Source organism: Blautia sp. HCP3S3_H10_2 (genome assembly GCF_052122375.1).
Lineage (GTDB): Bacteria > Bacillota > Clostridia > Lachnospirales > Lachnospiraceae > Blautia_A.
In genome coordinates this window covers 126181-144945 of record NZ_JBQKCL010000009.1, presented here as the reverse complement: position 1 = coordinate 144945, position 18765 = coordinate 126181, and the positions used below count along the sequence as shown (strand labels likewise).

The 18765-nt window shown below is 39.6% G+C and carries 15 protein-coding genes; 3 read left to right on the top strand and 12 right to left on the bottom strand.

The window, feature by feature from the left end:
* The first annotated feature begins 95 nt into the window (after positions 1–95).
* From ACTQWB_RS11715 to ACTQWB_RS11705, 3 genes are read left to right on the top strand one after another with little or no spacing between them, the layout of a single operon-like run.
* Positions 96–974, top strand: coding sequence for a helix-turn-helix domain-containing protein (locus ACTQWB_RS11715; protein ID WP_441501836.1), 879 nt, complete (start codon positions 96–98; stop codon positions 972–974).
* Positions 962–1633 (top strand): response regulator transcription factor, encoded by a 672-nt coding sequence (locus ACTQWB_RS11710; RefSeq protein ID WP_441501835.1) that lies wholly within the window; start codon positions 962–964, stop codon positions 1631–1633. The genes ACTQWB_RS11715 and ACTQWB_RS11710 overlap by 13 nt, the downstream gene beginning before the upstream one ends.
* Before the next feature lie 29 nt (positions 1634–1662).
* Complete coding sequence (locus ACTQWB_RS11705; protein WP_441501834.1) at positions 1663–2925, top strand: sensor histidine kinase; 1263 nt, start codon at positions 1663–1665, stop codon at positions 2923–2925.
* A gap of 43 nt (positions 2926–2968) precedes the next feature.
* On the opposite strand, the gene ACTQWB_RS11700 is transcribed toward ACTQWB_RS11705, so the two are convergent.
* From ACTQWB_RS11700 to ACTQWB_RS11645, 12 genes are all read right to left on the bottom strand, one after another.
* The gene (locus ACTQWB_RS11700) at positions 2969–4213 is read right to left on the bottom strand and encodes a response regulator transcription factor (protein WP_441501833.1); all 1245 of its coding nucleotides are present in this window, start codon (positions 4211–4213) and stop codon (positions 2969–2971) included.
* Positions 4191–5978: a cache domain-containing sensor histidine kinase gene (locus ACTQWB_RS11695; protein WP_441501832.1), complete on the bottom strand. Its 1788-nt coding sequence runs from the start codon at positions 5976–5978 to the stop codon at positions 4191–4193. Before ACTQWB_RS11695 ends, ACTQWB_RS11700 begins: the two co-directional genes overlap by 23 nt.
* A gap of 31 nt (positions 5979–6009) precedes the next feature.
* The gene (locus ACTQWB_RS11690) at positions 6010–6633 is read right to left on the bottom strand and encodes a hypothetical protein (protein WP_441501831.1); all 624 of its coding nucleotides are present in this window, start codon (positions 6631–6633) and stop codon (positions 6010–6012) included.
* Position 6634: 1 nt separating this feature from the next.
* On the bottom strand, positions 6635–8638 hold the full coding sequence (locus tag ACTQWB_RS11685; RefSeq protein WP_441501830.1) for a beta-galactosidase: 2004 nt from the start codon (positions 8636–8638) through the stop codon (positions 6635–6637).
* 10 nt (positions 8639–8648) lie between these two features.
* Positions 8649–9488 (bottom strand): carbohydrate ABC transporter permease, encoded by an 840-nt coding sequence (locus ACTQWB_RS11680; protein ID WP_441501829.1) that lies wholly within the window; start codon positions 9486–9488, stop codon positions 8649–8651.
* Between the two features lie 8 nt (positions 9489–9496).
* Positions 9497–10372, bottom strand: a complete 876-nt coding sequence (locus tag ACTQWB_RS11675; RefSeq protein WP_441501828.1) for a carbohydrate ABC transporter permease — start codon at positions 10370–10372, stop codon at positions 9497–9499.
* Between the two features lie 131 nt (positions 10373–10503).
* Positions 10504–11808 carry an ABC transporter substrate-binding protein gene (locus ACTQWB_RS11670; protein ID WP_441501827.1) on the bottom strand — a complete coding sequence of 435 codons (1305 nt, stop codon included), beginning with the start codon at positions 11806–11808 and terminating at the stop codon, positions 10504–10506.
* Between the two features lie 281 nt (positions 11809–12089).
* Positions 12090–12656: a M15 family metallopeptidase gene (locus ACTQWB_RS11665; RefSeq protein ID WP_441501826.1), complete on the bottom strand. Its 567-nt coding sequence runs from the start codon at positions 12654–12656 to the stop codon at positions 12090–12092.
* A 157-nt stretch (positions 12657–12813) separates the two neighbouring features.
* Positions 12814–14220 (bottom strand): YfcC family protein, encoded by a 1407-nt coding sequence (locus ACTQWB_RS11660; RefSeq protein WP_441501825.1) that lies wholly within the window; start codon positions 14218–14220, stop codon positions 12814–12816.
* A gap of 484 nt (positions 14221–14704) precedes the next feature.
* Positions 14705–15232, bottom strand: a complete 528-nt coding sequence (locus ACTQWB_RS11655) for a GNAT family N-acetyltransferase (protein WP_441501824.1) — start codon at positions 15230–15232, stop codon at positions 14705–14707.
* 163 nt (positions 15233–15395) lie between these two features.
* The gene (locus tag ACTQWB_RS11650) at positions 15396–16220 is read right to left on the bottom strand and encodes a hypothetical protein (RefSeq protein ID WP_441501823.1); all 825 of its coding nucleotides are present in this window, start codon (positions 16218–16220) and stop codon (positions 15396–15398) included.
* A gap of 530 nt (positions 16221–16750) precedes the next feature.
* Entirely contained in the window at positions 16751–18715 is a 1965-nt protein-coding gene (locus ACTQWB_RS11645; RefSeq protein ID WP_441501822.1) for an oleate hydratase, read from the bottom strand.
* Between the last annotated feature and the right edge of the window lie 50 nt (positions 18716–18765).

The window sequence follows — 18765 nt, the reverse complement described above, 5'->3', positions numbered from 1 at the left end:
AGTAAATTCAGCATAAATTACTTGCCAGCAATTTTCAAGATATGATAGTATCTAAGTAATAGGTCAATATTCTCTTTTTCACGGTGACAAATATTATGAAAAAAATATTTACAGAATCAAATTATGAAGTAATTCCACTGGACACCAGAACTAACGTATGTTTTTACACCTCCATCGACCCCCAAAGCTATGTCCCACCACACTGGCATGATGCAATTGAAATCATTTACCTTCTTGAAGGCGAGTTAAAAATTATTTCAGATGGAATCACCCAGGAATTGCAGCACCGTCAGTGCATACTGATACAGCCCAACAAAATTCACGCCACTTTATGTACCCGCCCCAATAAGGCCATTGTTTTCCAGATTCCTCTGTCCTTTATGGAAAAATTTGTTCCGGGGGCTTCCAGACTTACTTTTCAATTAAATGATTCTCCTGGATTTTCCGCTTCTGACACACTGGACTTATATGTGGAAAATATTAGGAAACTAAAGAGAAATTTGGAAGAAATGCAATTTATAATGGACACGAAACCAGATGGCGCAATGCTCTTATTTAATGGACTTCTTTTCCAGGTTCTTTATCAGCTGTATCATGATTTCAGTTCTTCCCAGCCAGCCGCCTCCAATAACAGACAGGTTCGTAATCTGGAAAAATTAAAACCGGTTTTGGATTATATCAATGACAATTACAGGCACCCAATTGCTTTAGAAGAAGTTTCCCGGATTGCCATGTTTGACTCCAAATATTTTTGCCGTTTTTTCAAAAAATGCATGGGGACTACTTTTCTGGAATATCAGAACCAGATTCGCCTTTCCCATATTTACCAGGATCTGATTTCCACAGATGATAAAATAGGAGATATATTAGAGCGGCATGGTTTTACTAATTACAAATTGTTTCGCCGAATGTTTTTTCAGCATTTTGGATGCACACCCACAGAAGTACGGAGGAGAATCTCATGCACATTTTAATTATCGAAGATGAAGAACAGCTCTGCCGCTCTATCGCAGAAGGGCTTCGCATAGACGGATATGAGGCAGATGTCTGTTTCGACGGCGCAGAGGGATTTTCCCTTTGCACAACTGAAAACTATGACCTGATTTTACTGGATCTGAACCTCCCTGGAATGGACGGGCTGGAAATCCTGCGCCAGTTCCGCAGGCAAAATTCCAATACTCCTGTTCTCATTCTATCTGCCCGCGACCAGATTCAGGACAAAGTGGATGGACTGGATCTGGGAGCCAATGATTATCTTACCAAACCTTTCCATTTCGAGGAGCTGGAGGCACGGATCCGCAGCCTTACCAGGCGAAGGTTCATCCAGGAGGATGTATGCCTGAAATGGGAAAATCTGGTCTTTGATACCAGAACCCGGGAAGCTGCTGTAAATGGAACACCACTTTCTCTTACCAGGAAAGAAAGCAGTCTTCTGGAATATTTTCTCCTTCACCAGAACCGGGTGATCTCACCGGAGGAAATGATTGAACACCTCTGGGATGGCAGCGTAAATAGTTTCAGCAATTCCATCCGTGTGCATATTTCAGCCCTGCGGAAAAAGCTGAAAGCGGCACTTGGAACTGATCCGATACAAAATAAAATCGGACAGGGATATATATGGGAGATACATTAATAGAAGGTGCGTTAACAGGAGGTGCATTGATGAACACGATAGACGAAACATTAACAAATAATACTTTAACAGATAATACATTAACCGCAGGCACATTGGACAACCATAAATCAAGGTCTTACATCTCCCTCCAGTGGAAGCTCACTTTTCTATTAACTTTATTAATGCTGACAGCCTGCATTCTCATGTATTTCTTCATCAGTCGTTCTGCCGTCAGCGGAATGGATGGACTGCAGGACTATATGATCCAGCTGGATCCCCAGGATGGGGAAAATCCCATTACACTCAATGTAAATCCATTGGCCATGTTTCCACAACTTGAGGAAGAGGTTCAAAATACCAAAAATCAGTTCATGCTGCAAAGTATTCTGGCTACTGGGATTATTATTCTCCTATCCAGTTTGTGCACTTATTTCATTACCAGAAAAACACTGGGACCCCTTCAAAAGCTGAATCAGGAAGTGCGTCACATTCAGGTGCAAAATCTTTCTACCCAGCTTGCCGTTCCAGCTTCAAAAGACGAAATTGCCCAGCTCACCAGCTCTTTCAATGAAATGCTCACCCGCCTGGACAATGCTTTCAAAGCACAGAAACAATTTTCCGCAAGTGCTGCTCATGAATTACGACCCCCCCTTGCTGTGCTTCAGACCAATTTAGAGGTTTTCCAGAAAAAAACTGATCCTGATTCTTCCGAATATAAGCAGCTTTTCTCCATGATCCAGGCGCAGACTGCCAGACTTTCCCATCTGGTAGAGACTCTTCTGGATATGACCAATTTGAAATCCATTCCAAGGTCTGACCAGGTGATACTTGACGAGCTTATAGAGGAAGTTTTCTGTGATCTGGATCCCGTAGCGGAGAGGGCAGGGATTACGCTGGTTCAGGAAAATAAAAGTAAAGAGACTGCTTCGCCTTCTACAGTCACCGGCAGCTATGTTCTTCTTTACCGTGCAGTTTACAATCTTGTGGAAAATGCCATCAAATATAATCGTGCTGGCGGAATGGTCACTGTTACACTTAAGCACGGCGATCCCCAGTCCAGCGATTCCCAGTCCAGTCAGATCACGGTTCTGGTCAAAGACACCGGCATTGGCATTTCCTCTGAAAACCAGGAGAAAATTTTTGCTCCCTTTTTCCGTATAGACAAATCCCGAAGCCGTGCCATGGGCGGCGCCGGACTGGGATTGGCACTTGTGGATTCCATTGCCAGGGAACATGGTGGCACTGTAAAAGTGGTGGAAAGCAGTGAAAAAGGCAGCACCATTGGACTGACGCTGCCTGTAGGTCAATAAGCATATTTATTTCTATAATAGGACATTTACTTTCTTTTTCCAGCTATCTCTTTCCTTCTTTTTCTTTAGAAAGTGAATGTCCATACATTTTTTTATAAAGATTGTACAGATAATGCCAGTCCGAATATCCTACTAATTCTGCAATTTCATAAATTTTCATGTCACTGTTTAAATACAGATTTCTTGCCTGCTCCATTCGCAGCTTTGTAATATAATCTACAAACTTTACTCCCATACTCTCCTTGAAAATTTTACTGAAATAATTTTTGCTCACACCAATTTTATCCGCTACCATCTGTAGCGAAAGCTCTTTATTTCCAATATTTTCACCTATATAATTCAATGCCTGAATCACTTCTTTTTTCATAGAACCAGCAATGTCCGAAACGCCGGAAATACGAATTTTATTTACCTCTGTATCTGCCCGTGCACACAACTCCGTTGCATGAGCATAATTCCGCGCCAAAAACTCTGTACCTTGCGTCAGGTCGCTAATGCCTGCTGCCACCTCAATTTGATAATATAGTTTCAAAAATGTAAATCCAGAGTTGAGTTTATTATAAATGCGCTCGATAAAGAGTTTTCTGCTCTCAATCTCTTTAGTTTTACAACAGATGATTGCACATTCTTTATAGTTAATTCGATAGAGAAAGCATTCGCCATCTTCACTTATAACCTCTTCCAGCACATTTCCTATAGAAAACTGCATAAGACTCAAATCATCTCCAAACACCCGCGTCAAGCATTCCTGATATTTTATCAATTGAATACAAACGACTGCAAACTCTGTATTTTCCAACTCCTTCCATTGTTCAGCAGTCATCCCGGAACTCGATTTAGAAACCTTCTCCCCTTGAAGAAAACATTTCAAAATATCTTTTTTTGAAACTGTATGAACACTGTTATTTTTTATCTCTTTTTTCTTTTCCAAAACTCTCTGTACTGATTCCAAAATATCGCCAGGCATCATAGTTGGCTTAAATAAATAATCTTCAGCACCTAGCTGCATTGCACTTCGAACCAGTTCAAACTCATTATAACTGCTCAGCATAATTACGGCTGGAGATATTCCCATTTGATTTACCTTTTCCAAAAGTTCCAATCCCGTCATTGATGGCATACGTATATCTGTCATTAATATATCAACCGTATATTTTTTCATAAATTCCAGTGCCTCTTTTCCACTGGATGCCTGGTAGACTTCCACACCATATTCAGCCCATGGGATTGTATTTACTACTGCCTGCCTTGCATACGCTTCATCGTCAACGATCAGTAAGACTTTCATTTGCAGTTTTTCCTCCTTCAACGATGGGAAATACTACTGTTACACAAGTTCCCTCGCCAATTATGCTATGAATCCTCATTTCAGATTCTTTTCCAAAATTAATTTCCAATCTGTCTTTTATATTATTTAAGCCAATTCCGGTAAGCTTATCAAATCCTTCATACTGAAAGCCGCAACCATTATCATATACACAAATCTTTAGTTGTCCGCTCTTTTTCGCACAAGTTACTGTGATTATATTTTCCTTTCCATTATTATCAAAAGCATGAATTAAAGCATTTTCCACGATTGGTTGTAGCAGCATTTTAAGTACCAGACATTCCTCACACCCTTTTTCAACCTGATATTTCACAGCAACATTGCTTCCATATCTCATGTTTTGAATGTAAATATAATCCTCAATAAACCGTATCTCCTCTTTAAGCGCAACCATGTCCACAGTATTTTTACAACTATATTCCAAGATTTTGGTCAATGCCACAATACTGTTTGCAATATCCATCTGGTTCTGGGAAATTGCCTGCCACTTAATAGTATTTAAAGTGTTATACAAAAAATGAGAATTGATTTTCGCATTTAACGCCATCATCTCCATTCTGGTTTTTTCATGTTCTTTCTGAATATTCTCCTTCATCAGAACATCAACTTCCCGAATCATGGTATTAAATCCTTCCACCAGTTCTGCCAAATCCTTATTATCTGGCTTATCTACCTGAATATCAAAATTACCCTGGCTGACTTTTCCCATTCCCTTAATCAACACAGCAATCGGCTTCGTGATACTATGCGACAGACTAAGGGATAATCCAAGCGCACAGAGCAAACAGATTGTAAATACCAATAGCCAGGTATTCTGGATCTTTCCAAGCTCTTCCCGAAACATAGCATCGCTATTCACCTGAATCAGATACCATTCCTTGTTAGATAATTCCACTCTTTTTATCAGGCTCTTCTCTGCATTTTCTTCATCTTGGCCGCATTTTGTCACAAGCTCTCCCAGATTATACTTTCCGTAGGTAATATTTCCAGCTTCTTTTCCTATATCCGAAGAGTCAGGAGCATAAATCAGATAATTATCCTCATCAACAATAAAAGAAAAATCACTTTCTGTCATTTCCAGCAATTCTACGGATTTTCGAATTTTTTCATAAGGAATGTCCATCTGAATCAATCCTATAGCTCCGCTTTGTGTATACTGATTCAAATAGATCAACAGACTAACCATATAAGGAGCCTTATCCGCATTTCCACGATATCGATATGTAGCCCGGTGTGGTGGAAGTACTACCTTTTTTCCTTGTTGCATCTTAGACAAAGGCTCTTCCAACTGTGTCTTATAAAGTTCCTCATTCCATTCGCTGTTAGAGCTAAAACCATTTCCATCGAAATCCAGTATATAAATATTATCTACTGTATCATTTGAAATACAGATGTTCGTAAGCTGGGATGTTATTTTCCGATATAGGAGCAAACGATCATATGTACTTTTTTCCGAATAACCTTCAAATTCTGAAGATAAAACTGCCAGTCCAAGTACCTGATCAGAAATTGTATCAATTTGCCGCAAAATGTTATTTACATTAGCCGTCATATTTTTTCTGTTATTTTCCTGAAATATGGCGACCTTTTCACGGTAAAATTCTCTTGTATAATTATAATAAAACCCCAGAATAACCAAACTGGACAAAACTGGCGTAACCAACATCGCAATCGCCATTTTCTTTTGTATGGAAATTGTTTTAAATTTTCCTATCCATTTTCTCATTCCAGGATCATCTCCTTTTACTTTCTTAGCATTAGAAATTCCTGTCTTTTATTATAACATGACAAGATAAATCAGAGAATTCCTTTTCCAGATTCTTTTTCACCCTTTCAAGCTTGTCCCAATCGTCTCCATATCGTCCGGAAGTTGTCAATATCTTTATTTTATTCTCCCTTACCACCAAAATACAATTAAAATATAATTTTCCTCTATCTCTTACCCACAAAAGATATACACCATCCTTTGTGATCCACTTTTTTAATGGTTGAAAAATATGCTGTGGAAAATTATTTTTCCTTAACACTTGAATTCCTTCTGTTTCTTCCAGTGCCTTGTATTGATATTCCAGATAATCGTCAATATCCCAGTCATAAATTTCGGGAGCCTGCAGTTTTTTATCATAGCAATCCATTGCAGTTTCTGTATAAATGCGTATTTCATCTAACTGGGGAAAATGTTCTAACAGGTTATGAGGATGTTCTAAATATCTGCAATCAAATTCTACAGGTTCTCCATCCTGCATAACAGCATGATATTTCTTTCCCTTTCTTAAGACGTGAAGGATCTTTACAGGTGGGCAATACATATTCAGAATTTCATTCAGATGCGTCCACAACTCTGGTTTCAGACATTCTACGGATATATTTTTATCAACCATTTTAGCTTTCCTCCATTTTGACTTTCCAGATCTGAATTTCAAAGGGATGTAGTGTAATATCCAGATGCTCTATTGCTGTTTTGCAAGTATTATTTTGTACATCTGTAAATCGTTGTTTTCCCTGAAATTCCACAGAAGCTTCTATTAATTTATCCGAAGAATTGGCCACAAAAAGTAGATCAGAGGCATCTTTCTCTCTTTTGTAAACTGCAAGTTCACAGTTTGTTGCTTTATATCCGGACAAAGGAAGAATATCTAAGGATATTTCGTCTGGGTTACTAATTACATTTACTGACTTTTCTTTCCTTAGCAGCTGGCATGCCTCTCCTCGCCTGTCAATATCCGGTACAGTTGGGCCCAGATATAGCTTTCTTCCTGGAAGTTTTGCAAAATTCGAAAGTTTTTCCTGTATCCATCCTTCCATAAAATTATAAGAAGCTGCAAATATTACGTCATACTGTGCCATTTTTTCCGATGTCACATAGCAATCTGAAATGTCATATTCAAATCCCATTTTGTCCAATGCAAACATAATTTCCTGTACCCAGGTTTCTCTGTCATATCCGCCAGAGCAATTATCCATCTCCAATTTACCTGCATACTTTTCCGTTTTCCAGAGATTATTGGGAATATCTGTTCCTTTTATAAAGCAGTTAGAGGAAAACGTATTACGATTTCGAACAAATGTAAGTGCACGCAATCGCCCCATGTCATAGTTTTTCAAAACAAGGATTTTGGTTGTTCTGGAATATGTATTTAATTCTGCTTTATTTAGGATGTTTAATAAATCGCAAAACATTTTATACCAGTTTTCCCGAATTGAACCATCATTTCTAAGGGGACACCCTGTCCAACGGTCACGATCTGCAAGCATATAGAAATTTACTGCTTTCATTCCATTCATAAACGCATACAAGTAACCAAACTTTTCTTCTTGGGGACTGAGTAGCTGTTCCCTGTCAAACCAGGAACCAGAACCAAACTCTGGTACAAAGGGAAGCCTGCTGCTTCCGGCTAGATAACGAATTCTCTCCTTCAGCATAGATGTGTCGCCTGGATCCGGATATGCATCAATTCCGGCTACAGACAACCCCGGAATTGCCTCATCCCGCTGAACCGATATAGGAGTATAATTCTGGTAGGCACAGTTATGAAAAATAGGAATTGGTAGTTTTAATTCCTCCAGAATTCCAACCATTTTTCGTAATGCTTCCAAAATCTGATACTCTTTATATTCCAACCAGTCGAAATAATATTCCAGGTTCTCATCACCTTCCTGATAGCCGGAAGGAGGAGAAACTTCTTCGAAGTTTTCATAGGTCGAGCAGTAAACTTTATTAAGTATATGTATTTCCTGATATTTCTCTTTCAGATATCCATGATAACCCTGTATGGATCCTTCTGAATAATCCATGATATACGGCTGATCTCTAAAAAAATTACAGGTCTCATTATCTGCCTGAATCGCGATGATTCCTCCCTGTGGATAACAATGTCTCCTCAGAATTTCAGCAAAACTCTTAAAATAAATTCTTGTCTCTTCATATAATTTTGAACCAGCATAAGATGGGATAGGAAACGCGCCTGTAACATATGGATATACCACAGAAGTACCAAACGGTGTTTTGGCTTGTATTTCCGGCATTCTAAGAAGCCACTCCGGATATCCAAACCATGTCATTTCGGCATTAATATGTGGTCCCGGCCTTACAATTACATATAGTCCAACCTTTTCACAAACATCCAGAAATTTATTTAAATCTTTCCTTGGATCCTGATTTCCATAATCAAATACACCTCTCTCCGGTTCATGTACACTCCATGGAATATAAGTTTCTACAATGGAAAATCCCATTTTCTTTATATTAATCAAAATAATTTCCCACGTTTCAGGAGCCATCCGCCAGTAATGAACAGAACCGCTGTACAATGGAATCTCCTTTCCCGCTTCTTTTTCTCCTTCCAAATAGATTCCATTTTCTGTAAATCTTACATTTGTATTCATATCAGTACCATTATCCTTTCACTGCACCTGCCGTCATTCCGGCAATAACCTGTTTCTGAAAAAGCAGATACATAATAACAACGGGAACTATGGATATTACGAAACCCGCGCACAAAAGACCATATCTTGTCGCATAAGAGCCTTTTAGTGCAGAAATTGCCAGAGACAAGGTTTTCTTTTGTGGGGACGATATCAGGACAAGCCCCATAAGCAGATCGTTCCAGCAATTCAAAAATGCCAGTGTAGCAACTGTTGCAATACCCGGCTTTGCAATTGGAAAGATAATTCTTAGAAAAATCTGACTTCTAGAACATCCATCAATTGTGGCTGCTTCATCCATTTCTCTTGGTATACTGTCAAAAAATCCATTCATAATGTACATACTTAATGATATATTTGTTGCAGTATACATCAACACAAGAGAAAACAAATTATCTGTTAATCCTATTTTTTTGAAAATCAATACAGATGGAATCAAAAGTGCATGAATAGGTATCATAATTCCAAGAGAAAAATATGTAGAAAGGAATGTACTTTTCCATACACGAGTAAGAATATAACATCCCATAGACGTAATAATAATTAAAATTACCAGCGTTGCAAGACAAACAAGCATACTGTTAAAGAAATTACGTCCTACATCAGCCCCGGCCCACACTTCTTTATAATTTTCAAAAGCAATTTTCACCGGCATTCCAAAAGGATCTCCAAAAATAGAATTATTATCTTTAAAAGAAGAAATCAGTACCCATATAAATGGATATAAGGATACTATCGCTACTATTATCAAAAACAAATACTTAACAATTGTTGATACCTGATATTTCCAGGATTTACGAAAAAATCTCATAGTGCCTCCTATCTTTTCTCTCGCCAGGCAGAAATTGCATTAAATAACACTGTGATAACAAGAGATAACAACACAATTGTTACTGTAATCGCACTTCCAGTTCCAAAATCAGAGTTTACGAACGCAGTTTTATACATATAAACACCAAGATATGCTGATCTCACACCTGGTCCTCCACCTGTCATAATCCAGGAATGCTCAAACGCTTTCAAAGAACCACTCACACATAGAATTACGCATATATTGGTAAAATTTGCAATTTCAGGAAGAACAACATGGAAAAAAGTCTGAGTTCTATTTGCGCCATCAATCTGAGCACTTTCTGATAATTCTTCTGGCATTGATTGCAATGCCCCCAGAAATATGGTCACATAAAGTCCTATATATTGCCATACCTGCGGTACCATTACTGCGTATAAAAGTGTATGAATATTAGAAAGCCAATTTGTAGCCAGACTTCCCAGACCAATTGCTTCTAGAATTCTGTTAAACACACCAATTTCACTATTATAAAAAAGAGAAAACATCAAAGATATAGCGACAGGAGCAATAACAACTGGAAGAAAGAAAATGGTTCGGAATATTTTCATTCCTTTTACCTTGGAGTACAAAAGGTATGCCAGAATAAGCCCTACTGGAATTTGGATGAGTAGACTGATTATAACCAATTTGATCGTATTCCAGAACGTTATCCAGTAATCACCGTTTTCAAACAAGGCCTTAAAATTATCCAAACCCACAAAAACTTTTTCTGTTACCCCATTCCAGCTTGTCAGACTGTAATATGCAGACTGTATAAGCGGAACAAATAAAAATATGGTATAAATCAAAAATACCGGTAATAAAAATCCTATGCAAACAGGAACTTTTTTGTATCTATTCATAATACCCCCTCATTCATAATGTAAAATCTGCGGATCACATGTCCATTGGGATACAAAAAGGCTGCCACATCTGAATGTTCATCCGCGGCAACCTTTTATTAACGTTACTTATCCCTAAAAGCAGCTACCGTTTATTTTTCCTTATCCAGTACTGCCTGTACCTTGTCTACAAATTCCTGTCCAGTAAGAGCGTTGATAAACAATTCGTCAAGGCTGGAATCCATCATGGTAATTGCCTCTGCACTTGGCATTGTCGTATAGTGAACCTGAACAAGAGTTTTATCAGCCGCATAATCAAGTGTTTTCTGCATGATCAGTTTCTGGGAAGCTTTATCAACTTCTACTTTCTTACATGGAATCATACCACTTTCTGTAAGTGATTCTGTTAATTCATCAGATGCAAGCATGTCACACACCTTCAAAATTGCATCATGTTTCTCCGGATCCTCATAAGCTGCTTTATTAATCATAAATCCATATACTGTAAATCCAGTTTCAATTGTTGCAGGATCAATTGTTGCATCTGGCATTTGCGGAATCGGAATAATATCACTGCATTCCTGGATATCATCTGGAATTGATTCATACATCCATGGATATGTATAAGTCATAGCCGCCTTTCCATCTGTATAAAGCTGAAGGCTTGCAGACCAACCGCCATTCGCCATTGTATCTTCCGGAAACAGCTTGTTATCAATCATATCAAGAAGAGTATCCGCAACCTTCACTGCATTATCAGTATTAAAGTTTCCGCCAGAGGCAAGTGCTGCAATCTCATCTGCGCCGCCCTCATACTGATTGTACAACTCACTATAGAAAAATTCTGAAGGAGTACCACCATTACTTCCAATTGCCATTGGAATAATTCCGTTATCATTAAATACTTTTCCAACTTCCAACAGTTCTTCATATGTTGTCGGATATTCAAGATTATACTGTTCAAAAAGATTTTTATTTGCCAGAAGAACACCTCTTGTAGACTCAATCGGGATTCCGTATGCATTTCCGTCTCCTGCAATATAATAGTCAAACGCACCGTCATCAAAATCTTCTCTGGTTACATTTTCGCTATCAGCAAAATAGTCATCAACGTTCAGGAGTAAACCAGCATCAACCATATCCTTCATCATGCCGCCACCCCAATAGGTAAATACGTCTGGAAGATCTCCGGAAGCAGTCTGTGTTTTAATTTTAGTTTTATAATCCTCAGTACTATATGTCTGAAGAGTTATATCCATTGTATCAGCATTTTCTTCCTGGAACTTCTGGAACACAGGATAGAAATAATCATATTTCGAATCACCTTCACCCCAATTGGTAGCTACAACAATAGAAACCTTATCATCTGCCTTAACTTCCTGACTACCATAAACCGCAAATCCACCAGTGCACATTACAGCTGCCATACTTAATGAAACCAGTTTTTTTCCTTTCATTCTACTATAACCTCCCTATATATTCTTTTTCGCTTTTGTTGAGATTTACCGGTGCCTCTCTTTTATGCTCTTATTATTACAGAAATTTTACTTTTTTAAAATACAAATATTTTCCTTGAAATGTTATAGATTCTTACACTTCGTGCTAAAAAAGAATGAATTTAGACAGAATATCTCAATAACCTTGCTCTCAGACACATTATTAAATAGATTACTGTATTGGTAAAATTAAAAAGCCAGGAACAATTTATACTGCTCCTGACTTTTTTATTCTTGTTCTATTAAATCTCATAATCCGAAAACGGCACTGGCTCCGTAGATACATCATAAAAATGCCACCATTCGCATTCATATGCCTGGAAACCGACGGATTCCATTACTTTTTTCAGATATTCACCGTTTCTCCTTCCGATTTCAGAGTGACCGGCATAGCTTAAAGCTGCGCGTTCATCCATAGTGTCAAACGGAGATGGCATTTCAATTTCATTGCCTTCATTATCTGTCAAAGTAACATCAACGCACATTCCGTTCATATGGGTAGGTCGAAATGTCTTGATTTTCGCCATGTCCGGTGGTCGGGCGATGAAGTCGTCGTTTGGCATAATTTCCCAGAATCTTTTCTGCGCACGAATGGGTCGGTAGGCATCCCAGACTTTCACACGGTAACCGTCTTTTTCAAAAATTTCCTTAGCTTTTATCAGAATCTGAGCCGTGTGCTCGTCCAGCCAGCATTCTGCGGACTGGTACACCTGCACGCCGGTGAAATTATCCGATGTGGCATATTTCAGATCAATGATAAAATCAGAGGACATATCGGTAAGTTTGACAAGATTTCCTTTTCTTTCCATGTAAGTCTTTTCCTCATAGTTAACTATTGTAAATTTCAAGTGACGATTCACTTCTCATTAACACAAGCCCAAATGCATTCTTCATCTTCAGTGATGGCATTTAGGCTTGTAATACGATTTACTGAATAGTTACAATTTTATGTACACGCAACTTCTTTTAGAACCCAATTCCAGTAGCAATTCCCAGCAAAATCGCCTGCGCTGCAAACAGCATCAGAAACAGTGGTGTGAACCACTTATACCATTTCTGCAGGGAAATTCCACCCAGGCCACAGATGATAACGATATCCGCCGTTGGCCAGAAAATGTTGGAAAGTCCGTCACCAAACTGGAATGCAAGAACCGCTGTCTGTCTGCTTACTCCGATAATATCCGCCAACTGCGCCATGATTGGCATAGTTGCAGAGGCCTGACCTGTTGCAGATGGAATAAAGAAGTTGATCAGTGTCTGAACTACCAGCATTACCTGCGCCGAGACTGCGTGTGGTGCATTTTTCAGTACATTTGACAATCCATAAATAACAGTATCCATAATCTGCGCATCCTGCATGACAACGGTAATGGCCTTCGCGATACCAGTCAGAATGCAGCCCCACATAGCAGTCTTGGCGCTGTCAATAAACTCGCTGCACCATTTATTCGGAGACCATTTGCAGATTGCTGCAGCGATCATGGACATGAGGAGGAACAGACCGCACAGCTGCGGGAAATCCCAGCCCCATTTGATCAGACCAAGCATAAGTACTACCAGCACAACCAACACGTCCAGCAGAACCAGACCGTCTTTTAAGGTAAAGCTATACTCGTTCAATTCATCTCTGTCAAAAGCATGAATATTTTTTTCTCCAAATACAACAGAAGCACCTGGATTTTTCTTAATTTTTCTACCGTACATCATTACATAAATAATGGAAATTACCATGAAGATCACGAAACAGATTGCACGGTATCCTGTTCCTGAATAAAGCTCCACCCCGGAAATAGTCTGAGCGATTCCAACAGAATAAGGGTTCAGGGTTGCCCCCATGAATCCAACAAACTCACCAACTGCAATAATTGCAAATCCGAACATTGCATCATATCCAAGAGCAACTCCCAGACCTACGATCAATGGATAAAATCCGTAGAACTCACTTGCCATACCAAATACAGATCCGCCTAAACCAAAGATCATCATAATAATCGGCACAAGCAGGATTTCTTTTCCCTTTAGTTTCTTCAGAATGGTTCCGATTCCCGCATGAAAGGCGCCGGTTTTTACCACCACACCAAATGTTCCGCAGCAACAAAGTATCATGAAGATTACGTCAGCGGCTTCCACGCAGCCTCTGTACAGAACGCTGAAGAATCCAAGAAATCCGGTAGTTGTAACCTCGGATTTATCAATAGTGTGATAGGTTCCATCAATGGCTACGTTTCGAATTCTCCCATTGATGTCCATTTCCTGATAATCGTAGGTTCCAGATGGAATGATCCATGAAAGAATCGCCACCAGAAGTACCACCGATGCTACGATGATCAAAGTGTCCGGCATTGCCAGTTTCCTTTTTCTCTTTCCAGTCATAAATGACTCCCCCTTTATGTAGATAGATTCTAGTATTCTATCCCGACAGTACAATTACTGGCAAATAGAAAGCTAATACAGCGGAAATTAAGTTTCTGCTATATTGACGCAGATGAAAAATCAGACAAGTCAATATGGCGGCAACTTAAGATTCACTGTACTAATTACCAGTTAAATTCATAATACACTGTGCATAATATGGAGTCAACAAAAACTAATAAACCCAAAATATTATCGCTAACCAGCAGCATTTGCAGAAACAAAAAATGCCCCGCCAGAGGAAATGATGAAGTTTCCTTTGGTGAGACATTAAAAACGTTATGTTAAGCTGCCGATCCGCGCATATCTTTCCCTCCCATTAAGACTACGAACTTATCAGCTATGATTGTTATTATAATGATTCCTCCGATTTTTTCAATAGTTTTTAAAATATGACTTGTTTTTTCAGTATTTGACCTCATAAAAAGTACGGAACATGAAAATTTTACAATTCAATATAATACGGACAAATATCTTCATATTCTCCATTCTTCAATCGGAAGCCTCCTGGAATTACACCCAACTGATGGAAACCCACTCTTTCATAAAGATGTCTTGCATGAATATTTGTCGCCACAACTGCATTAAACTGCAGAACACGAAAGCCATGCTCTTTTCCCTGCTTTACACAGTCTTTCACAAGCTTCTCTCCAATATGGAGCCCGCGGCTGTCACGGGATACGGCATAGCTTGCATTGCAGATATGTCCGCATCTGCCTACATTGTTTGGATGAAGGATGTACAATCCCAATACCTGGCCATTCTCTGTATTTTCCGCTACTGCGGTGTAGGTCTGGGCTGCAAAGAACTCTGCACCACTACTCTCATCCAGACATTCCTCCTGCGGAAAGGCTACTCCATCCTCTACTACTTCATTCCAGATCCGGGTCATGGCTGGGAGATCTTCTTTCTGATATTTTCTGATTATGATTTTATTCTCCATTGGTTGATTTTCCATTGACTGCTTTTCCATTATTTAATTCTCCTTTGTCCCAAATTCATCCATACACTTTTTCTTTTTGTCTTATTATAGTACAAGCGATGTTATTTGCAAGACAAAACAAAGGGGATGTCACACTAACTCAAACGAAAACACAAGTTAATGCTACAAGCCCCTTCAGTTCTTTTATCTCATACTATTTTATTTCATATTCTTCCATCAGTTTTTCACGATACTCCAAATCATCTAAAGCAAGCTGTAGTTCTACAACCTTATTATCATCCAGAAGCCTCTTAGTCAAAGTTGCCATTCTCGCGCTCCCTTTTTCTTCTCCATCTCTCACTCCATCGTCATACAACATCTGGCCTAATCTTGTCATCGCCACAACCTCCTTTATTTCTTCCAGATCATTCCCTTGCAGGAATTTGTCTGCCAGGGTATATAGCATCGCCATCGTTTTCTCGGCAGCTTCTCCATCATCTTGTTTCGTAAGCAATATGGCTGTTTTTATCGTGTCTTTCTTTCCTAGCCCACTGGCCATTAATGGCGTTAGTGATAGCTTGGCAAAATCTTCATCTGTAAATTTCTCCCCGGCAGTCTTCTTCTCCTGAAGATACCGGAATATTTCATCTGCATTCTTCTGCGTCAGGTAGATAGGTATAACCTTGTACTCGTAGATTCCACAATCCAAAGTATCCATTGCATTTGTTATCCCACCGGAATAGATTACATATGTAATCACCTTCTTCCCGGTTTCATGGGAAAACACAGCTTCATATGCATGAAACCTCCGCAAATCTTTTTTCTCAGAATCCGTAGTCTGAAACTCCACATGAATATAAAAATCTCCTGTCGTCAGAAATGTAAAGTCCATAGACAACGAGTGAATGGTTAATTCTACAAGCTCTGTCGGGCCAATGTCTACATAGTCGTAGTCAATTCCCAGCATTTTCAGTATCTGATCACGAAAATAGTGGAAACCCATTTTCATGATCGCGTCTTCATGTTTCGTGTTTGACATGAGCATTTCCTTTCGTTAAATTCAGTATCGTCATCTCATGTACTTTATTTTCTTCTCTGACTGTATTTTATAAAACATATAATAACTGCTAATACACCTAAAAAGTTTTCTATAGGATGCATACCGCAATTTGTAAAAATATTCTTCGTTTTATCTTATGTGAAAGTATCAGTTAGTACTACGTCACCCTCTTTCCATAATTCTTACTTTTATTGTAACAAAGAGATTGATAAAATACTATATCAATTTCCAATTTTATAAAGTTTTCATAATTATCGTATCTGCCTTATTCGAAAATTATTTTTTCTACAAATATACTGCAAAGCAGGTTTCGCAGATTGCAGAAATATTTTTCCCACTTCTAGCAACACTCCCAGAAGGTCTCTGTACAAACAGAATCCCAAGCTTATCCTGTTCCATTAAATATGGGCAAAAAATACAGCTGAAGTGCAGCACCACACCTCAACTGTATTCTTAACATTTCATTCTACTACCTATCGTTACCCGACAAGTGCAACTTTGCGATTACATTATTTCTCCACCATATAATCCTTAATCACATCATGATCCCGCAATACCTTTTCTACCAGTGTTCCCTTAATTGCTTTCAGCAGCGGTTTCTTCACCAGGTTCAGCGGTCCTGGGAGCTCGATTTCAAGTGGGGATCTGCCGTCCATAAGTTTCACGCTGGCGTCAAGAAGCTCTCTCACATCATAAACGCTTCCCCACACTTCCGGAACGCCACGGTCTACGCCCATAAGGCCATATACCGCCTCCATTGCAGTACGAACGGAATACTCTGTGGTGAAAATGGTATCTCTTGGAGTCTCAGCGAACTGTCCAAGGAATGCGAAGTTTACACAGCCATCCGGGATAACATCCGGTCTGTCACCTTTTGCTCTTGGCATGAAGAATGCGGTAATGTAAGGCATCATGGTCGGTACGCAAACTGCGCTGTTCTCAGCCAGATCCTCAATCTGATCGGTCGGTACACCAAGATGATACAGCCACTCTTCTGTGATTTCTTTACCGGTACAGTCTTTCATCGGTTTCTTTACATAGTCGCCAGGTACATCTGTGAAAAGACCATAAACCCAGACGCACACTTTATCTTTGTCCTGATCCTTGAACTGACCCTGACGGTTGATGGTCCAGCTTAACAGCCAGCTGGAATCCTGGCAGCTTACGATACCGCCGGTAACAACCTTTCCGCTCTTCGGATCTCTCTTGCAGATGTCTGTGATATAAGGAATGATCTTGTCATCCAGTGTGGTAACCGTTGCAGATTCCCAGTTTGTTTTTGCAATATCAGAACAGAATTTCTCCGGATGTCCGAAGGACGGATCCTGTTTCGCAATGTTTTTCCAAAGGCTCCAGCAACCGCTTGTACGAACCTCAGCATCTCCGTTTGGAGCGTGATTCTGATCCCCGTAAATGGTTCCCTCTGTACAACTTCCGTTGGTAACAAATACATAATCATTTTCTGTAAGGAGGATTCCCTTCTCCACGCCTTTTATCTTACACTCAATGGCTGTTGCCACTTTTTTGCCATCATGGATATCAAAAATTACGTTAGTTACCTCTGTGTTAAACTGGAAGTCAACGCCTGCATCTTCCAGATATTTCTTCATTGGAAGAATCAGGGACTCATACTGGTTGTATTTGGTGAATTTCAGGGCACTGAAATCCGGAAGTCCGCCGATGTGGTGGATGAAACGCTGGATATAAAGCTTCATTTCCAGTGCGCTGTGCCAGTTTTCAAATGCGAACATGGTTCTCCAATATAACCAGAATGTGGAATTCAACACCTCATCATCGAATACATCCTCAATGGTCTTATCGTAAAGATCCTCATCCTTTGTGAAGAACAGCTTCATGATCTCCATGCAGCCCTTCTGGCTAAGGTTGAATTTTCCATCTGTGTGAGCATCTTTGCCCTGATTTACAGTTGCACGGCAAAGGGAGTAGTTCGGATCATGTTTATTCAGCCAATAGTACTCGTCCAGAACAGATGCGCCCGGTTTTTCCAGGGATGGAATGCTGTGGAAAAGATCCCAGAGACATTCGAAATGGTTTTCCATTTCACGGCCGCCTCGCATTACATATCCTCTCATCGGATCAAAGATACCGTCGCAGGCACCTCCTGCGATGTCCATTGCTTCCAGAATGTGAATGTGATCACCAGGCATCTGTGCGTCTCTTACCAGGAAGCAGGCTGCTGCCAGGGAGGCAAGTCCGCTTCCTACCAGATAGGCATGCTTGTCATCCACACCTTCCGGTTTCTCCGGACGGGCAAATGCTTCGTAGTTACCGTTTGTATAATAAATGCCTTTGCTGTTTTTCTCGTTTTTACCACGTTCTGTATTGCGGTAATTCGGGTCTACATGTGCTTCTGTGATTTTTTTCTCCTCACGGCTCTTATTTGCCAGGACTGCTGCTCCGGCACCTGCTGCGGCAAGTGCTGCCACACTTAATACGGAATGTTTCTTTGACATAAAAATTACCACCTTTCTGTAGTTTACAGTTATCTGCGCTTATTCGCGTT